19 protein-coding genes are annotated in these 18,173 nt (G+C 67.4%); 1 reads left to right on the top strand and 18 read right to left on the bottom strand.

The genetic code is table 11. The features are described from left to right. Positions 1-47: 47 nt before the first annotated feature. The 18 genes from NL241_RS19095 to NL241_RS19180 form a co-directional block, all read right to left on the bottom strand. On the bottom strand, positions 48-1,067 hold the full coding sequence (locus NL241_RS19095; RefSeq protein WP_487695161.1) for a putative NAD(P)H-quinone oxidoreductase, PIG3 family: 1,020 nt from the start codon (positions 1,065-1,067) through the stop codon (positions 48-50). Beyond that, a complete protein-coding gene (locus NL241_RS19100) occupies positions 1,067-1,879 on the bottom strand; it encodes an alpha/beta fold hydrolase (RefSeq protein WP_494394722.1) in 813 nt (270 codons plus the stop codon). Before NL241_RS19100 ends, NL241_RS19095 begins: the two co-directional genes overlap by 1 nt. 139 nt (positions 1,880-2,018) lie before the next feature. After that, positions 2,019-2,942: a LysR family transcriptional regulator gene (locus tag NL241_RS19105; RefSeq protein WP_487695159.1), complete on the bottom strand. Its 924-nt coding sequence runs from the start codon at positions 2,940-2,942 to the stop codon at positions 2,019-2,021. A gap of 3 nt (positions 2,943-2,945) precedes the next feature. Next, positions 2,946-4,223, bottom strand: a complete 1,278-nt coding sequence (locus NL241_RS19110) for a TRAP transporter large permease (protein ID WP_494394723.1) — start codon at positions 4,221-4,223, stop codon at positions 2,946-2,948. Further along, a complete protein-coding gene (locus tag NL241_RS19115) occupies positions 4,220-4,795 on the bottom strand; it encodes a TRAP transporter small permease (protein WP_487695156.1) in 576 nt (191 codons plus the stop codon). Before NL241_RS19115 ends, NL241_RS19110 begins: the two co-directional genes overlap by 4 nt. After that, complete coding sequence (locus NL241_RS19120) at positions 4,792-5,577, bottom strand: maleate cis-trans isomerase family protein (RefSeq protein ID WP_487695154.1); 786 nt, start codon at positions 5,575-5,577, stop codon at positions 4,792-4,794. Before NL241_RS19120 ends, NL241_RS19115 begins: the two co-directional genes overlap by 4 nt. After that, positions 5,574-6,575: a TRAP transporter substrate-binding protein gene (locus tag NL241_RS19125; protein WP_494394724.1), complete on the bottom strand. Its 1,002-nt coding sequence runs from the start codon at positions 6,573-6,575 to the stop codon at positions 5,574-5,576. Before NL241_RS19125 ends, NL241_RS19120 begins: the two co-directional genes overlap by 4 nt. A 438-nt stretch (positions 6,576-7,013) precedes the next feature. Next, positions 7,014-7,655: a MerR family transcriptional regulator gene (locus NL241_RS19130; protein WP_494394725.1), complete on the bottom strand. Its 642-nt coding sequence runs from the start codon at positions 7,653-7,655 to the stop codon at positions 7,014-7,016. Positions 7,656-7,919: 264 nt separating this feature from the next. Then, positions 7,920-8,414, bottom strand: a complete 495-nt coding sequence (locus NL241_RS19135) for a bifunctional nuclease family protein (RefSeq protein ID WP_487695150.1) — start codon at positions 8,412-8,414, stop codon at positions 7,920-7,922. A gap of 115 nt (positions 8,415-8,529) precedes the next feature. Beyond that, the gene (gene ftsR, locus NL241_RS19140) at positions 8,530-9,270 is read right to left on the bottom strand and encodes a transcriptional regulator FtsR (protein WP_487695148.1); all 741 of its coding nucleotides are present in this window, start codon (positions 9,268-9,270) and stop codon (positions 8,530-8,532) included. Further along, positions 9,270-9,749, bottom strand: a complete 480-nt coding sequence (gene garA / locus NL241_RS19145; protein WP_487695146.1) for a glycogen accumulation regulator GarA — start codon at positions 9,747-9,749, stop codon at positions 9,270-9,272. Before garA ends, ftsR begins: the two co-directional genes overlap by 1 nt. A 143-nt stretch (positions 9,750-9,892) precedes the next feature. Beyond that, on the bottom strand, positions 9,893-10,288 hold the full coding sequence (gene gcvH, locus NL241_RS19150; protein ID WP_487695145.1) for a glycine cleavage system protein GcvH: 396 nt from the start codon (positions 10,286-10,288) through the stop codon (positions 9,893-9,895). 43 nt (positions 10,289-10,331) lie between these two features. Next, the gene (locus NL241_RS19155; RefSeq protein WP_494394726.1) at positions 10,332-11,105 is read right to left on the bottom strand and encodes a DUF881 domain-containing protein; all 774 of its coding nucleotides are present in this window, start codon (positions 11,103-11,105) and stop codon (positions 10,332-10,334) included. Between the two features lie 2 nt (positions 11,106-11,107). Continuing rightward, complete coding sequence (locus tag NL241_RS19160; RefSeq protein ID WP_487695190.1) at positions 11,108-11,440, bottom strand: small basic family protein; 333 nt, start codon at positions 11,438-11,440, stop codon at positions 11,108-11,110. A gap of 25 nt (positions 11,441-11,465) precedes the next feature. Continuing rightward, positions 11,466-12,380: a DUF881 domain-containing protein gene (locus NL241_RS19165; protein WP_494394727.1), complete on the bottom strand. Its 915-nt coding sequence runs from the start codon at positions 12,378-12,380 to the stop codon at positions 11,466-11,468. Then, entirely contained in the window at positions 12,377-12,994 is a 618-nt protein-coding gene (locus NL241_RS19170; RefSeq protein ID WP_487695142.1) for a CDP-alcohol phosphatidyltransferase family protein, read from the bottom strand. The genes NL241_RS19165 and NL241_RS19170 overlap by 4 nt, the downstream gene beginning before the upstream one ends. 70 nt (positions 12,995-13,064) lie before the next feature. Then, a complete protein-coding gene (gene secA2, locus NL241_RS19175; protein WP_494394728.1) occupies positions 13,065-15,407 on the bottom strand; it encodes an accessory Sec system translocase SecA2 in 2,343 nt (780 codons plus the stop codon). Positions 15,408-15,507: 100 nt separating this feature from the next. Then, positions 15,508-16,347 (bottom strand): GNAT family N-acetyltransferase, encoded by an 840-nt coding sequence (locus tag NL241_RS19180; protein WP_494394729.1) that lies wholly within the window; start codon positions 16,345-16,347, stop codon positions 15,508-15,510. Between the two features lie 184 nt (positions 16,348-16,531). On the opposite strand from NL241_RS19180, the gene NL241_RS19185 reads away from it, so the two are divergent. Then, positions 16,532-18,130, top strand: coding sequence for an FAD-dependent monooxygenase (locus NL241_RS19185; protein WP_494394730.1), 1,599 nt, complete (start codon positions 16,532-16,534; stop codon positions 18,128-18,130). Positions 18,131-18,173: the final 43 nt, after the last annotated feature.

Raw genomic sequence — 18,173 nt, forward strand, 5'->3', positions numbered from 1 at the left:
AGCTCGGCGTCGAATCCGCACCTTCCATGCTGGCTTCCGCGGCCATATCAAGCAAAGAGTTGATTATGCTGCGTTGCATCGGATTTCGAGATGTAACCCGGCATGGTGACCACGACCTTGCCTGACCGTTCCGGCGCGGCGAATCTGTGGTGCGCAGAGACTATCTGGTCGAAATCGAACGTCTGGTCCAGCACGGGCGTCACCGTTCCCGCCCTCAGCAACGGCAATACCTCGGCTTCCACGGATCGACATATCGCGGCTCGGCTGTCGTCGGACAGCCGGCCCAGGCTCGACGAGGAGATCTCCGTCCCCCCGGACATCAGGGCTGCCAGGTCCACCACCGCGTCGGTTCCCGATGCCACCCCGACGATGACGAGCCGGCCCAACGGCGCCAGCGCCGCGAGATTGTCGCCGACCGCGGCGGCTCCCTGATTGTCCAGGATCAGATCGACGCCACCGGGTGCGATCTCCCGGAGCACGTCGAAGACGTCCTCGGAGCCGTAGTCGATCACACGGCGACAACCGAGTTCGGTGCACAACGCGCTCTTCACCGGCCCCCGGGCTGTTCCGATCACCTCGGCACCGAGCGCCCTGGCCAGCTGTACGGCCATCGAGCCGACCCCGCCTGCGGCGCCGTGGATCAGCACGCGCTCGCCTCGCCGGATCCGCCCCCGGTGCACCAGGTTCCACCACGCCGTGGCCGCTGCTTCGAGGAAGGCGCCGGCGACGGCCAGGTCGAGATCGTCGGGTACGACGACGCACGCACCCGCGGGCACGGCCACGTACTCGGCATAGGACCCCGCCCGGGTCAACGCTGCGACGCGGTCGCCGGGTTTGACCGTCTGCACCCGGGCTCCGACGCATACCACGGTTCCGGCGCACTCCAGGCCGGGGACACCGCCGGACGGCGCCGGCATGATCCCCCGCGTTTGCAGGACCTCGGCGTTGTTGACCCCGACGGCGCCTACGGCCACCAGCACCTCTTCGGGGCCCGGTTGCGGGACCGGGATCTCGGCGATGCTCAGCGAGCGTGGGCCGTCGGCACCCCGCAGCAGGGCAGCGCGCATCACCGTGGCACCACACTGTGGTGGAACTCCACGATGACGCGGGCGAATTCGGCCGCGCACGTTTCAGGACTGGCGATGTCGCCGTCAACCAGGACGTGTTCAGCGGCCTGCGGGAACGCCGCGAGAATGGCACCGCGACGGGGGAATGCCCGCGGGTCGCGGGCCGATGCCAGGCACAGCACCGGACCCGGGTAGCGGCCCACGCCGTCTTCGGACCGGTACGCGGCGACGGCGGCGTGACCACGATCCGGATCGGCGTGCGACAGGACATCCCGCACATACCGTGCCTGGACACCAGGGTCCGGCACTGCCAGGTACTCCCGGCGACGCCGCCACAGCTGCGCCAGATGGTCTCCGTCGTCCCGGGCGGCAATGGCATTGAAGGGCGGCGCCGTCCGGCGCCTGGTCCGCTCGGCGTCGTCGACGAACGGGGTGGAGGACAACACCAGCGAGGTCACCCGATGCGGCGCCGAGACCGCGAGGTCATAGGCGACCAGTCCGCCGAAGTGGTGCCCCACCACATGTGCCGACGGCACCGCGAGCGCGTCGAGAATCTCCAGCACCGCGGCAGCTGTGGCTTCTATGGTGTTGAGCGGCAACGCCTGCGATGCACCGTAGCCGGGAAGGTCCGGCATCACGATGCGGTAACCGTCGATCTGTTCGGCCACCGCCCGGAACTCGTCCCAACTGCGCGGTGTCTGGTGCAGCAGCACCAGACAGGGGCTGTCCCGGTCCGACTCCGGCGTCACGACGACGTGCATTCGCCCCGAAGGTGTTTCGATGTATCCGGGGATCGGCTCGGCGCCGCTCACGTGGCCTCCAATACGTGTCAGTGGTCTGACTCGATCCAAGCCGTCCGGAGCTACCGGAGCAAACAGTGAGATTCGTTGTTGTCCATCGGATTATCCGATGCAGAGCATCGCAGGATGCGATCGTCGCAAAGCCCGACTTTCAGCGTTCTCTCGCCACGACGGCACGGCAGCGCTCAGCAAATACACTGGCCCGCTTGCTCATACGCACTGCCTGCAGGCCCGCCACCACCACCCGCAGTGGCCGCACCTCGTCAGCGATCGGCACGGCCCGCACCAAGCCGCCCGCATAGGTGGTGTCGGTGGCAGGGCGTTGATGCAGCAAACTGTAACCGTGGTCCATGGCGACCATCGCGCGCACCGTCTCGTAGCTGCTCGACCGATACTGCACGTTGGGTTGCATCCCGCGCTCGGTGAACACACCGGTGAAATAGTCGCGACTGTAGGGCAGATCGACCAGAATCATCGGCTCGTTCACCAGATCGGCCAACCGGACGCTCGCGGCCCCGGCGAGCCGATGCGAAGCGGGAAGTGCTGCGTAAGGGCGGATCTCGGCCAGCACGTCACGCTGGATCCCGTCGCCGAGGGCAAGGTCGTAAGTCAAGGCCACCTCGGCCCGGCCGGATTCCAGGTACTCCCCTACTTCGCCCGCGACGGCTTCGGTGACCTGGATCTCCAAGGCTGGGTGGTCTGCTTTCAGCCCGGCCAGGATGGACGGCAGGTAGAAGGGCGCGATCGGACTGAAGCACACCACGTGCAGGGGACCCCAAAACGTCTGGGCGTCACCGGCTATCGACTCCAGGGACTCGGCCAGCGCGGTCAGCGTCTGGCGCGCACGCAACAACAGCTCCTTGCCGGACGCAGTGAGGATCAACCCCTTGGCATGCCGCCGGATGAACAGCTGGACGCCGAGTTCCCGCTCCAGGTGCGCGACGGCCGAGGACACCGCCGACTGCGCGACGAACAAGTCCTCGGCCGCACGCGTCATGCTCTCGCGCTCGGCGACCCGGATGAAGTAGCGCAGCTGCGTCAGCGAGATACCGCGGAGTTGATCGACACCGGTCACGACTCACTCCCCCAGCACCGACGGCAGCCAGGTGGCCAGCGACGGCACGAGGATCACCAGGATCAGCACCGCGATGGTGGCCAGCAGGAACGGGGTGTTGGCCCGCAAAACCCGCCATGCGTCGACCTTGGCGATCTTGGCTGCCACCACCAATGACATCGCCACCGGCGGCGTGACCTGCCCCACGATGACGGTGAGCACGATGATGACGCCGAAGTACACCGGGTCGATCCCGACGGCCAGCATGGTCGGCAGCATCACCGGCATGATCACCGGAATCAGGGGGTCGAACAACATGCCGGCCAGGATCGCCACCACGGTGAGCACCACGACATACCCGAGCTGGGCGTCTCCGGGAACGATGGCGGTGGCGAAATCGGTGAGCGCTTTTGGCAGACCGGCCATCGCCAGCACTGCTCCCAGAGCCACGGACACCCCGACGATGAGCATCACCTCATCAGTCAGCACCGCGGCTTCGACCAGGCACCGGTAGAGCCGGCGCCCACCCAGCGAGCGGAACACCACGGCGGAGACGACGATGGCATACACCACCGCGAAGGCGCCGGATTCGGTGGGTGTGAACACACCGAGGGTCAGTCCCATGACCACCAGCAGCGGCACACCGAAGGCCAGGAGCGCGCCACGGAAGGTGCGCCAGACCTCGCGCCAGCTGAACGGGATCTTCTCACCCCAGCCGTTGCGTCGGGCCTGCACCGCCACCACCACCATCAGCACGACGGTGAGGATGATGCCAGGGATGATGCCCGCCAGGAACAGCGCACCCAGTGAGGTGCCCGTGGCCGCCGCGTAGAGGATCATCGGCGACGACGGTGGGATCAACGGTCCGATCCCCGAGGACGAGGCCGTCACCGCTGCCGCGTAAGGCCCAGGGTATCCGTGCTTCTTCATCTGCGGGATCAACGTCGATCCGGTGCCCGCGAGGTCGGCGACCGAAGTCCCGACCATCCCACCGAAGAACAGGCTGGTCGACACGTCCACCTGCGCAAGGCCTCCGGGCAGCGAACCGAAAATGGCTCGCGCGAAAGCGAACACCCGCTCGGCGACACCACCGGCGTTCATCACCACGCCGGCGAGGATGAACAACGGCATCGCCAGCAGCACGAAGCTGCTCATCCCGTCGGTGACCTGTTGGGGGTACTGCAGCATCCACGAGCCACCCAGTGTGGCGTAGACCGCCACGCCGCTGGCCATCGCGATGATCAGCGGCGTGCCCAACAGCAGAAGGCCGACGATGACCGCCAGGGTCAGGGTCAGGATCACGATTCTTCCTCGTCGAGCTGACGCAGGATCGCCGCACGGCAACCCGGCAATTGGAACAGCACGATGACGGCTGCCACCGTCGCACCCACCGGCAGCGCTGCGAGGAAGAAACCCTTGGGCAACCGTAGGTACGGGCTCGGGTCGCCACCGAACTTGGTCACGTACTGGTAAGCGAACCAGGCCAGGTGCAGCAGCACTGCCGCGGTCAGCAGATCGGTGCACAACCGCAGCCACACCTGCACCCGGACGGGCAAACGCCCGACGAACGCCCGGATCTCGATCGACTCGCGGCGGCGCACGCCCAGGGTGAACCCGAGCATCGTCAGCCACAGCATCAACCCGGTGACCAGTTCTTCGGTCCAGCCCAGTGGGGAGTTGAAGGCAAACCGCAACATGGCGTTGGCGAAGAGGATCAGTGTGATCGCCGCCAGCAGCGCGGCGCACAACACCTCCAGGACCCGGTCGATCAGCTTCTGGCTGCCGGGGTTCGGATCGACACCGAACGTGGAGTCCAACTGCATCTCCACGTCGGCCGGCCCGGCAAGGGGGTGGGTCTGCTTGTCGGCTGTCACCCGTCGACTCCCACGCGGGTGTCGACCAGTGTCCCGAACCCGGGCCGGGCGGCGTCGACACCAACGATCTCGAGGGCGTACCAGAACGACGCCTGTACCGCGCTGATGACCGGCTTGCCGAGTTCGGCCTCGAGCGCGGCGATGGCACCGACGCTGGCGAAGTTGGTGCAACTGATGAACACCGCACTGGCCTCGTCGGTGTCGGTGTCCACCGCGAGGTCATAGACCTGTTCCAGAGGAACCTCCGCCAGTTCGTGGTCACTGGTGATGCCGAGTCCGACGCTCGCGACCACCGGATGCCCGTTCTCGCCGAAGAACCGGGTGGCCCGGTCGATGACTTCCTGCCGGTACGGGGTGATCAGGCTGATCGGGCCTGCGCCGACGGCCGCGAGCGCGGCGATGCTCGCGGTCGAGGTGGTGGTGCACCGTCCGGAGAGCCCGCTCCACTGCTCGAGATGCCCGATGAGCATGCGGTCCCATTCGCTACCGTGCAGGAAGGACGCACTGGTGCCGCCGAAGACCAGCACGTCCAGCGGCGCCTGGGCCACCAGTTCGACAGCGGTGCGCAGTTCCGGCGAGCGCATCATCGCATCGATCCCGTCCACCGTGACGCTCGGCAGAGTCACTCTGCTGGTGTGGATGGTCGCCGCCGGTGTTGCCATGGCATACATCTCGGCTTCCATGAGGGTGCTCGAGGCCATGTACACCAGACCGATTCGGGTGGCAGTGTTCAGCGCGCCCAGTGGGAGCAGCGGCCGGTTCCGGTGTGGTGCGGCGGTCACTTGGTGTACTCGGCCAGGACGCGCTCGGCGAAACCGTTGGGGATCTCGGCGGCGATCTCTTCCCGCACCCCGGCCACGGTGTTGCTGAGCTGCTCGATATCGGCCTCGTTGACCTGCACGCCGGCGCCTTCGAACTTGCCCAGTAGCTGGTTGTCGGCTTCGATGCCGGCGTTGCGGCTGGTTTCGGCGGCGGCGGTCGCGGCTTTCTCCAGACCCTGCTGGACCTCGGGGCTCAGGCCCTGCCAGCTGTCCTCGTTGATGGTCAGGTACACCGGGCTGTAGATGTGCGCGGTCAGCGAGAGGTAGCGCTGTTTCTCGTAGAACGAGAACGCGTCGATGACCTTCAGCGGGTTCTCTTCGCCGTCGAGCACACCCTGGTCGAGAGCCAAATAGGTCTCGCCGATGTCGATCTGGGTGGGAGCGGCACCCAGGGCTTCGAACAGCGCCACCCTGGCCGGGTTGCCCGGCACCCGGATCTTCAGCCCGGCCAGGTCGTTCGAGGTGACGATCGGGCGAGTGTTGTTGGTGATGTGCCGGAAGCCGTTTTCGCCGAAGCCGAGCACCCGGGCTCCGACGGACTGCACCAGCGATTCGCTGAGTTCGTCACCGTAGGGGCCGTCGAGGAACTCCACCACCGTGTCCCGGTCGGTGAACAGGAACGGCATGTCCATGATGCTGAACGTCGGATCCAGATTGGCCACCGAACCGCTGACCGCGGCGATGTCGATGGCCCCGGCGCGCAGCCCCTGCAGCACCGCCTCCTCGTCTCCGATCGCGCCACCGGACTGCACCGTGACCGCTACGGAGTCTCCCAGCGCGTTTTCCACCTCGTCGGCGAACGCCAACAACATGTCGGCCAGCGGGTCGCCCGCGCTGGTTTCCACAGCCAGAACGAGTTCTGTTGTACCCGAGGTATTTTCGCTGGTACTGGAGCAAGAAGACAGGGCGAGGGACGCGGCCAGGCCACACATCGCGATCACCTTGGGTAGTGACTTCATCGTTATTCCTTCCACGCGGCCAACAGGTTTCGGTTGCGGCTCGACATCGAGGCTGGCTTCGTCGCCAGCGCGATGGAGTCAAGGTTCCGAGGTACCGCTGCACCGCGTCAAACAGTCAAAAGCGACCGTCTACATCTGTCAAACAGATGCTCCGTAACGTGAAATTAACTGCAGCAGTGGATACTTCGACGTGACACGAACGAAACGTGGCTGCGGTTGACTACATCGTTTTGAGTTCTCGCACCCAGGCTGCATCGCCCGTGGTGGCCGCGCGTGCACGCTGCCCGACCGTGCACTCGACCCGCCCCGACGACGGCAGTGTGACCAGTGTCACGGCGGGCCACTCTGCCGGCACTGTGTCCAACGCCATTCCCGGTGCCCTGTCCGCGGCAACAAAAAAGGGCCGCCGTGGCGACCCTTCTCGTGATGCGCTCCGCGTTACCCGATCTTGCGGTCGCGGCTCTTGCGCCGCGATGCCAGCTCGTCCTCGGGTGCGGCGATGGACTCGCCGCCGTCGGCCCGCTCGCCCGGGAAATCGGCGATGGCTCCGGTGAGTTCCCGCATGGCACCGGACACGGCGATACCGAACACGCCCTGGCCGCCCTGCAGCAGATCGACCACCTCTTCGGCGGACGTGCACTCGTAGACGGTGGTGCCGTCGGAGAACAGTGTGATGTTGGCCAGATCCTGCACACCGCGCTGGCGCAGGTGATCCACCGCCACCCGGATGTTGTGCAGCGAGATACCGGTGTCGAGCAGTCGCTTGACGATCTTGAGGACCAGGATGTCCTTGAAGGAGTACAGCCGCTGACTGCCCGACCCGGCGGCGCCGCGGATGGACGGCACAACCAGGGAGGTCCGGGCCCAGTAGTCGAGCTGTCGGTAGGTGATACCGGCGATCTGGCAGGCGCTGGGCCCGCGGTAGCCGATCAGTGCGTCGGGTACCGAGTCATCCGGGAACAGTCCGGCTTGCACTGGTTCGGTGACCACCGGCTCCTGGCCCGCCGCGTCGGTGGTGGCTCCGGAGGTCTTCCCGGAAGCCAACAAGTCCAACTGCTCCTGACGTGGCTGCTCGCCCACGTGTGATTCCTCTCGCCGATCGGTCTCGTCGTCAGCTGCCGTTTCCGGCTGCATCGCCCGAGCACGAGTGCTCTGAGCATACGCTTCCCGGCAGATCCCCGATGCCATCTGGGAGCCTGTCGTTGCGACCCAGTATGGCGCGGTTCGCGTGTCCCTCCGATGTTCTCCCGGGCGTGTCGAACCCGAACGACCAGTTGAGACGCATCCGTGACCAGTCCGCAGTCGGAACGATTCCCGCGCGGGGCAAAAGCCCCGCGGAGAGGCTCACGTGGCCTTGAAATCGTCCGGCGAGACGCTGTCGAGGAACTCTTTGAACTTCTCGACCTCATCCTCACGCACCGCGCCGGTGGCCTCCTCGTCGTTCTCGTCGGGGATGAGCAGGCCCGCCTCCGCGAGCACCGCCTCCTCGACGTAGATCGGCACACCCACCCGCAATGCGATGGCCACCGAATCCGACGGCCGCGCAGAGACCTTGATGTCGCGGTCGAAGATCAGGTCGGCGTAGAACGTGCCTTCCTGGAGGTCGACGATCCGCACCTCTTTGAGTGAATGACCGAGGGCGGCAATGACATCACGGAACAGGTCGTGAGTCATGGGTCGCTGCGGCTCCACGCCCTGCTGTTCCAGGGCGATGGCGGCCGCTTCCGGCTGCCCGATCCAGATGGGAAGGTACCGGTCACCATTGGCCTCGCGCAGCAACAGCACCGGCTGGTTCTGAGGCTGCTCGACGCGAATGCCGACCACACGCACTTCACCCATTTTGTGTCTGCCCTCCGCACCGCTCTGCTGCCCGACGCTGCCAGTCTCGGAACCTCTACCGGACCCGGTTTCGACCCTGATTCTGAGCACCAACCCGTCCCACGGAGTCTAGCCCTCAGCGGTTGAGAACGTCGCGTACAGCCGACTTCACCAACGACGTGTGCAAGGTGATCGCCAGGGCCGCGACCTCACGGGCCAGGTCGTCGGCGCGATCACGCGCGCCCGCCTTGTCGGCTTTGACCAGAGGCCCCGCGATCTGGGCGATCAAATCGGACTGCCGGTCGGCCGCCGAGCGGAAAGCCCGCAGGTGGCGGGGCTCCACACCGTAGTCGGCCAGCGCACATGCGCACTGCAGGATCGGCACCGAATGCTCGTCGAAGAAGCCGGCCCGTCCCGTACTGATCACGCCGGCCTTCAGCAATGCCGACAGCATCTCCTCGGCGTCATGCGCGGGCAGACCGGACTGTTCGATCACGTCTTCCCGGGACAGCCGTACCTTGGCCGGCGACACCGCGGCCGGGGCTTCGGCCGCCCCGGCGGCCGACACCAACCGCGGCACCCCGTACGGCGATCCGCTGTCCGGGAGTGCGCCGTCGGGCTGAGCGTCCAATTGCGCCTTGATGACCTTCAGCGGCAGGTACTGGTCGCGCTGCGCGGTCAGGATGAACCGCAGCCGCGCGCAGTCGTATGCCGTGAACCTTCGATACCCCGAGGCCGTTCGCCCAGGCGTCACCAGCCCCTCGGCTTCCAAGAACCGGATCTTGGAGATGGTGACGTCCGGGAAATCGGGCCGCAGCGAGTCCAGCACCGCGCCGATCGACATCCCGGCGAATGCCGGAGTATCGGGTGCGGTCACTAGCTGCCGGGTCCCCCGTCTTCGCCCTTGGGCCCGGTCAGGAAGACGAGCCTGAACTTGCCGATCTGCACCTCGTCGCCGTTGGCCAGGACCGCCGAGTCGACGGGCTCGCGGTTGACGTAGGTGCCGTTGAGGCTGCCGACGTCGACCACCTGGAACTCGCCGTTCTCCAGCCGGAACTCGGCATGGCGGCGGCTGACGGTCACGTCATCGAGAAAGATGTCGCTATCGGGATGGCGCCCGGCAGACGTGCTGGCCTGATCCAGCAGGAAGCGCGAACCCGCGTTGGGTCCACGCTTGACGACCAGCAGCGCGGAACCTACCGGCAGCCCTTCGACTCCCGATACGGCACCTTCGCTGCCAGTGGCCGCAGGCGCATCCAGTTCGTTGAGGAAATCGGCCCGGAAGACCGACGTCGTCTCGACTGTCACCTCATCAGACACTTGGTCAGCCCCCGAGTTGCTGTCCTTGTCCGTCACACGCTGCTCCTCACTGGCTGCTTGTGGCGATAAACGCCGGTCGACTGTGCTGCCCACCGCCGCGATGTCGACGTTACCGCGCCATCGGCATGATTGTGCCCACCACGGCAGGAAACACGGCTGGCAGGCACCCTAACAACACCTCACTCGGTGAGTGTGGCGCGGTACGCCTCTGCGTCGAGAAGAGCCCCGAAACCGGCCTCCAGCTCGCCGGGTGCGGCCTGCAGTTCGAGCAGCCAGCCTGCGCCGTACGGATCGGAGTTCACCAGGTCAGGGCTGCCTTCCAGATCCTCGTTGACGGCAACCACTTTCGCGGTCAGCGGGGCGAACAGATCGGAGACGGACTTGGTGGATTCCACCTCGCCGAACGCGTCGCCGGACGTCAGTTCGGCACCCACCTCGGGCAGCTGGACGAACACCACATCACCCAGCGCCGACTGCGCGTAGTCGGTGATACCGACGCGGACGGTGTCGTCACCGGTGCGGCGGACCCACTCGTGCTCGGCGGTGTACTGCAGATCGGCGGGGATCTCGCTCACGTCGGTTCTCGCTCCCTGTGTTTGTCGGCCGACTTGTACGGGCTCATTTGACTGGCTGAGCGTATTGGCGCGGTTTCGGTTGCCGCAAGGCGGTCACGTCAACGCGCTCGGACTGCTGAATCGTCATGCTGCCGCCCACCCGTTCGACGCTGTCGACGGCGCCGCCGGGGATGTTCATGGCCGCCGCCAACGTCGGCGGATCACCGATCGCCAGAACCGAATAGGGCGGCGCCAACACCTGCCCGTCGACGGCGAGGGCGCCGGGCGTGCCGACCACCCAGGTGTCCACGCCCACCCGCACCGCCTTGTCGGCCGCGCGGATCTCCATTGCTTCGGCCCCCGCGGCGCGTAGCTCGTTGATCACGTCGAGCATCGTTTCGGGCGCCACGCCGGAGGCCGGGTCGTCGATGGTGACCATCACTCCCGGACCGGTGGCGCCCACGGTGCCGATCAAGATCGACAACGCGGCCAGCCGGGCCCGGGCATTGTCGATGGCGGCCTGATCGGAGCTTCCCGACGCCTGCAGCGAGGCCAGCGTGCGCGCCAGTTCGGCGACTTCGGTGTTGAGTGCCGCCTCACGCTGTTGCAGCGAATCCAGCAGCACCAGCAGGTCGGCGGGCCGGGCCGATTCGAGCGAATCGCCGGTTTCGGTCTGGCGCACCTGTGTGGCGATCGCCACACCGAGGACCAGGCACAGCAGCACCGCCAGCACACCGAACACGAGCTGCGAGCGGGTGCGTTTGCGTGCCGGCTCGGTGCCGGCGGGGAATTCGTGCCGGCCGTGGTGGTTCGCGCCCCGCTGGGTCTCGTCGGCCATCGTCAGGCGCCGAACAGTCTGCGGCGCAGGGCGGCCGCGTTGCCGAAGATGCGGATTCCGAGCACCACGATGATCGCCGTGGACAGCTGGGTGCCGACGCCGAGTTGGTCGCCGACGTAGACGATCAAGGCGGCCACCAACACGTTGAAGACGAAGGACACCACAAAAACCTTGGCGTCGAAGATGTTCTCCAGATAGGCACGCAGACCGCCGAAGACCGCGTCGAGCGCCGCCACCACGGCGATCGGCAGGTACGGCTGGATCAGCTCCGGCACACTCGGCTGGAACACCAAACCGAGCACGATGCCGACGACGAGCGCGGCGATCCCGATCACGTGAGAATCTCCCAAGATCGCATGGTCAGGGGCCAATCTGCTGGGCGAATTTGATGTCCCGGGCAGCGCCGGTCGGCACTGTGAGACCTTCCCCCGCACTGACCGTCACACCGACTCCGTAGGAGATCTCGAGCAGCCGCAGCCGCATCAGGCCTGGACTGCGGTCGAACCCGTCTCGCAGGCCATTCTGCGGTCCGAGGGCGACGATCTCGTATGGGCTGCTGATGGGGTGATTGTCGACCAGGACGGCGCCGCCCGCCTGCCGGATGGTGACATTGGGCCCCACCCGCACTCCGTCGACGGCAATGGCCTCGGCGCCGGAGGCCCACAGCGAGTTCACCACCAACTGCAGGTCACGGTCGAGGATCACCTGCTGGCTCCCGGGAACCCGTTGCTTGGAGACGTCGGTGAGATCGCGACCCACCCCGGGGTCGGTGACCGTGACGGTGATACCGGGCCCGATCATCGGAGTGGTGCCCGCCGGCAGGTTCAGTTCGTCCAGCCTGGTGAGCAGTTGCTGGCCTTCCGCGTCGTCGGCCAGTCGGCGGCGCTGCACGTCGTCGACCTCCGCCGCCAGGGTGTCGCGACGGGCGGCGAGGTCGTCGGTGGTGCCCTCCGCCGAGCGCACACTGCCCGCCAACACGTGCTGGGCTTCGCTGACCCCCGGCGCGGTGGAGCGGGCCTGTGCGGCGGCGATGGCGAACACCGTGGCGATCAACATCGCGGCCAGGGCCTGCCAGAGCCAGCGCCTGGCGCGCGGGGGCGGGCGCTCGGCTTCGGCCCGGGCTTTGGCGGCCGCCGCATAACCGGGGTCCAGATGCTCGGAGAGCAGGGAACGCAGCAGCGACGGCACCGGCAGCTTCTGCACCGGATTCTCCCGGTGTGCGTTGAGCCCGGCCACCGGGTTGTAACCGCCGAGCGTGCGGTCGGGGTCGGTCACGATGTCACCTTGGGGAGCCGGCGCACCACCAGCGTCAGCTGGATGAGGTACAGCACGAACGCCCAGACATACATGTAGACGCCCCAGATCAAGAACCCCCAGCCGCAGGCTCCGATCACTTCGCCCCACAGTGCTGTTTCGGTGGCAACCCCTGCCCCGAACAAAATCAGCGGGAAGCCGGACATCAACGCGAACGTCGCCGCCTTGCCGATGTAGGTGACCGGCAGCGCGGTCAGCCCGCGGCTGCGCAGCACCGGCAACATCGCCGCCAGCAGCCCGTCGCGGACGATCAGGATCGCGATCACCCACCACGGCACGATGCCGGCCAGGCCGAACGAGATGGGCACGGCGATCATGTACAGCCGGTCGACGGCCGGGTCCAGCAACTCCCCCAGCCGCGAGGACTGGTCTTTGAAACTGCGGGCGATCTTGCCGTCGAGCCAATCGGAGGCACCGCTGAACACCAGGATGCCGACGGCCCATACGTACGCGACCTGGCTGTGGGCGCCCAGCAGCAGGTAGACGAACACCGGGATCAGGATCAGGCGCACAGCGGACAGCACGTTGGGCACGGTCAGTACCCGGTCACGCGTGCCCCCCGGTGCAGGCGTCATAGGCAGTAAACCTACCGTCCGCCGCCGATGCGGGGTGAGGGACGAGCCCAGCTGGGAAGGTGGGCCATCGTCAGCGGAAGATGCCCGGCAGGCTCAGGGCCGACAGCGTGTCGTCGTTGAGCGGGTTGTCGTGGACCATGTAGGTCCAGGTCGACGTCGGGCGCGCCAGTTTGGACAGGTCCAGGCCCGGCTCGTCGCTGAGCACGTCGGCGGTCTCGAAGGTCTGCTGAGCGGCTTCCACCGCGTCCGCGGCCAGCGAGGTGAAGGCGTCGACGGCCATCCGGTGGAACTCGTCGAGCGGGTTCTGCCGGCCCAGGGCGCGCAGGTGGATGCTCTCCCGGATATCCGACAGGAAGGCCTGGTGGTCGGCCCAGCCACGGTCCAGGTGGTAGAGCATGATCAGCCGGCAGATGCGCTCCAGCTCGTCCTCGGAGACGGTTTCGCGCAGTTCTGCGTAGCGCTCCGGAGCCAGTTCCTTGAGTTCCTCGAGCGCGGTCGGCGTCGACAGCAGGGTGTTGCGGCGGTCGACGATGATGGCGCGCTGCTGGGCGATCAGATGGTTGTAGCGCCAGGTGTTGGCATGCACATCGAGCAGTCGCCCCTCGGCGATGCGCTGCGCGTGGTCGAGCAGGCTGGCTGCCTTCGGGCTGACGATGCGGCCGTCGTCGTCGGTCTCGTTGGGCAGCTTGTCGGCATCGAGGTGGGCTACCACCACCTCGTCCTCCCAGCTGGCGAAGAACACCGACGAACCCGGATCGCCCTGGCGGCCGGCGCGGCCACGCAGCTGGTTGTCCAGGCGCTCGGTGTTGTGCCTGCCGGTGCCGACGACGTGCAGGCCGCCGAGCTCCACCACTTCATCGTGGGTCTTTTCGTCCGAGCCGCCCAGCCGGATGTCGGTACCGCGACCGGCCATCTGGGTGGAGACGGTGACGACACCCAGTGCGCCGGCCTCGGCGATGACGGCGGCTTCCTCGGCGTCGTTCTTGGCGTTGAGGACGACGGCGGGCACCTTCCGTCTCACCAGCCGCTCGTGCAGTTCCTCGGATTCGGCGACATCGTGGGTGCCGACGAGCACCGGCCGGCCGGTGGCGTGCACCTCCTGGATGTGCTCGATCACCGCGTCCATCTTGGCCGCAGCGGTGATGTAGACGCGGTCCTCTTCGTCTTCGCGGATGTTGGGGGTGTTCTGCTCGATCGGCGACACCCCGAGCTTGTAGAACTGGCGCAGCTGCTCACCGGCGGCCAGGGCGGTACCGGTCATGCCGCAGACGGTCGGATACCGGTTGATCAGGGCCTGCACGGTGATGTTGTCGAGCACTTCACCGGTCTCGGTGGCCTCGATGCCCTCCTTGGCCTCGACCGCGGCCTGAAGACCGTCGGGCCAGCGCTGCAGCTGCGCGATGCGGCCGCGCGAGGCGTTGATCAGGTGCACGGCGCCGTCGCGGACGATGTAGTGCACGTCGCGCTGCAGCAGCACATGGGCATGCAGGGCGACGTTGACCTCGGTCAGCGTGGTGGCGACGTGTTCCTCGGAGTAGAGATCGATCCCCCCGAGGGCTTTTTCGACCTTCTGCGCCCCGTCTTCGGTGAGGTGGATGTTGCGCCGGTCGGCATCGGCGGCGTAATCGGTGCCGGGCACCAGGTTGCCGATCAACTCGACGATCTCCAGCCGCGGCGTCTCGCGGTGGGTGGTGCCGGCCAGCACCAGCGGCACCAGCGCCTCGTCGACGAGGACGGAGTCGGCTTCGTCGATCAGTGCCACATCGGGGTTCGGCGACACCAGGTCGGCGACGTCGGTGACCAGCTGGTCGCGCAGCACGTCGAAGCCGATCTCGTTGACCGAGGCGTAGGTGACGTCGCACTGATAGGCGGCGCGGCGTTCTTCGGCGGTGGAGTCACCGGTGATCCACCCGACGGTCAGGCCCATCGCCTCCAGCAGCGGTCCCATCCACTCGGCGTCACGGCGGGCCAGGTAGTCGTTGACGGAGATGACGTGGACGCGGCGGCCGCCGAGGGCGTAACCGGCCGCGGCGATCGCACCGGCCAGCGTCTTGCCTTCACCGGTGGCCATTTCCACCACGTCGCCGGCCAGCATGCGCAGCGCACCCTGCAACTGGACGTCGAACGGGCGCAGGCCGGTGGCCCGGTCGGCGGCCTCACGGGCGATGGCCAGGAACTGCGGGATGTCGGCGGCCTCGGCGAGCGCCGTCAGGTCGAGCAGCTTGGCTGCTTTGCGCAGCTGTTCGTCGTCCAGTTCGGCGGCCTTGGCGTCGAAGGCAGCCGAGTCGTGGACCTCGGACATGGACTTGACCTGGTTCTTGTCCGCGCTGGCACCCAGCATCTTCCAGAACCGGCCGCTGATCTTGCCGGGCTTCTTGTCGCCGGGTTTGGTCTTCGAGGAGGTGCGTGCCACAGGACAACCGTACGCGGCCGATCAACCACGCCGAGCGCGCGTGTCTGTCCGTCGACACCCCGGGTTTCACGGACAAATCGGTGCGCTCGGCGGCGTCGTGTCAGCCCGTAAAACGAAGGTGCACGGTGTCGGCCACCGGCGCGAAACCGATGCGCTGATAGATGCGGTTCGACACCGGATTGGCGAGATCGGCGAACAGCACGATGTCGCCGGCGCCCATCCCCGCCGCCCACCGGCACGCCGCGGCGGTGACCGCCGAGCCGTAGCCGTGGCCGCGCTGCTCCGGCGGGGTGTACACCGGACCCACCCGGGAAACGCCGGCCGCCGGTGCACGCACGCCGGCCATACCCACGGGAACACCTTGCAGCGTCCACAACCAGTGCGCGTCACCGTGGGAATCGGCAGACACCAACGCAGCGCGCGCCAGAGCCTGGTCCGGCTCGTGTCCGAAGGCCTCGCCAGCGAAGGCGCACTGCCAGTCGATCAGCAGCGCGGTGTCCGCGTTGCCGGCCAGCCGAGCCGCCCCGGGCACACCGGTCGGGGGCTGCAGTGCACCCAGCCGGTACAGCCGTTCCTCGGTGTCGACACCGACCGCACACCCGACCACCGCGGCCCAACGCTGCGCGAAAGCCTCTGCTGTGCTTCGTAATCCACGCACGCCGGGGACCGCGACACCCGCGCCGCGCAACCCGTCGACCACGGCGGGTATCGCGTCGACAGGAAGGCCACTGCACAGCAACGGATACGGCGGGGTGCGCATACCCGCACCCACCAACCGGCCGCCGTCCCATACCGTCACCAGCAGCGGCGCGCTGTCTCCCGGCAACGGACCACCCCGCAACAACGTCAACTCGACGGTGTGCAGCACCGGATCGCGGCGGTACACGGGCGCGGCCACCGCTGCGAAGTCGGCGTCACCGTCGTGGAATCTCAGGTGCACGGTTCCAGCATCACCAGCCGAACCCAGCCGGTCACCGATTTCGGCGAATCAGGCCGGCTTGGAGCGGCGCGGACAGGCCACCGCGGGGTCGGTCAAGGTGTTGACCACCGCGGGCGGGCGATCAGGCGGCCGGCGTTGTCCATGAAAGCCCAGCGTAACGGACCTGCGCGGGCATAATTGCGCTGTGGCGCAGACCCCCGACACCGATGTCCTGATCGCCGGCGCGGGGCCGATCGGCCTCACCGCGGCGATCGAACTGAACCGCCGCGGGATCGGCTGCCGCATCCTCGATCCGTTGACCGAACCGCCTCAGTACGCGAAAGCTGTTGGCGTGCAACCCCGTACGCTCGAGGTGTTCGAAGGCATGGGCGTCGTGAACGCCATTCTCGACGAGTCCATCCCGATGCGCGGTCAAGTGGTCTACGTCAACGGCAACAGGGTCGCCGAACTCGAACTCGTCTTGCCCCCGGATGTGCCGTTCGGTTTCATCTGTATTCCGCAGTACGCCACCGAGCGGGTGTTACGTGACGAACTGGCCCGTCGCGGTGTCGCGGTGCAGCGGGGGTTGCGCGTCACCGGTTTCGAGCAGGACGACGCCGGTGTGACGGTCGCCGTCTCCGGTGGCGAGGAATCCACGGTGCGTGCCCGCTACCTGATCGGCGCCGACGGCGCCCACAGTGCGGTGCGCAAGGCCTTGGGGTGCAGCTTCGAGGGCGCGGCGTTCGAGGAGCAGTACATGCTCGGCGATGTCGAGGTGGACTGGTCGCTGCCGCGCGGTGTCGCGTTGCGCTCGATGCACCAGACCGACGGTGTCACCGACGACCTTCTGGTGTGCATCCCACTGCCGGGCCGCGGCCGGTACCGGATGTCGATGCTGGTGCCCCCGGACCTGTCGACCGCACCCGCCGACGGGGTGGCCCACGGCTTCGAGGGTTCTCGCGCGCCGCAACTCGACGACATCCAGAAGGTGCTCGACCGGTTGTCGCCCGAGCCGGTGACGGCCCGCAACCTGCGGTGGTCATCGGTCTTCCGGATCAGCCATCGCATCGTCGACACCTACGGCACGGGTCGGGTGTTCCTGGCCGGGGATGCCGCCCACATCCACCCACCCACCGGCGCGCAGGGGATGAACACCGGCATCCAGGACGCGCACAACCTGGCATGGAAGCTCGCGCTGGCGGTCCGCGGCGAAGCGGCCGACGGCCTGCTGGCGAGTTATGACGCCGAACGACGGCCGGTGGGCGAAGACGTGGTGGGACGCACGGTGCGCAGCGCGCGCTCCGGAATCGTTTCGGACGCAGCCGATCCCAGCTACGTCATGCGCCGGGAAGCGCAGCTGTTGATCTCCTATGCCGGCAGTCCCCTGGTCGCCGACGGCGCCGGTGAACGGGCACCGGACGCCACCGGATTGCGGCGCGACGCGGTGACCGAACCGTTCCGGTTGTTCAGCCTGCTCAACCGCCGCGACCACACGGTGCTCCTGTACGCCGGAGCCGGCACCGCCGAGGTGGCGGCGCTGGAAGCGGCGGCAGGCGCCGCCGTCGCCGCCGCCCACGAGCGCGCGCAGGTCTACATCGTCGCCGATCCCGACGCCGACGTCACCGGCACCGTCCTGCCCGTGATCCACGACACCGACGGGGAGTTCGCCCACTCCTATGTCGCCAAGGACGTCTCGGTGTACGTCGTCCGCCCCGACGGTTATCTCGGATTGGCTGCCCGCGCCGTCACCGCGGACGATCTCTGCGACACCCTGGTGCAGCACCTGCAAGCGACGTTCGCCTGAGCCCGATTCGCGCCGAACGGCCTCCGCTGGGGTAGCTTGCCCA

The sequence above is a fragment of the Mycolicibacterium sp. SMGY-1XX genome (assembly GCF_059132455.1).

Bases quoted from the DNA above. Each gene is read 5' to 3' on its own strand.
- NL241_RS19095 (WP_487695161.1), bottom strand. From the start codon at position 1,067: ATGCGCGCTGCCCTGCTGCGGGGTGCCGACGGCCCACGCTCGCTGAGC.
- NL241_RS19125 (WP_494394724.1), bottom strand. From the start codon at position 6,575: ATGAAGTCACTACCCAAGGTGATCGCGATGTGTGGCCTGGCCGCGTCC.
- NL241_RS19135 (WP_487695150.1), bottom strand. From the start codon at position 8,414: ATGGGTGAAGTGCGTGTGGTCGGCATTCGCGTCGAGCAGCCTCAGAAC.
- NL241_RS19155 (WP_494394726.1), bottom strand. From the start codon at position 11,105: ATGGCCGACGAGACCCAGCGGGGCGCGAACCACCACGGCCGGCACGAA.
- NL241_RS19170 (WP_487695142.1), bottom strand. From the start codon at position 12,994: ATGACGCCTGCACCGGGGGGCACGCGTGACCGGGTACTGACCGTGCCC.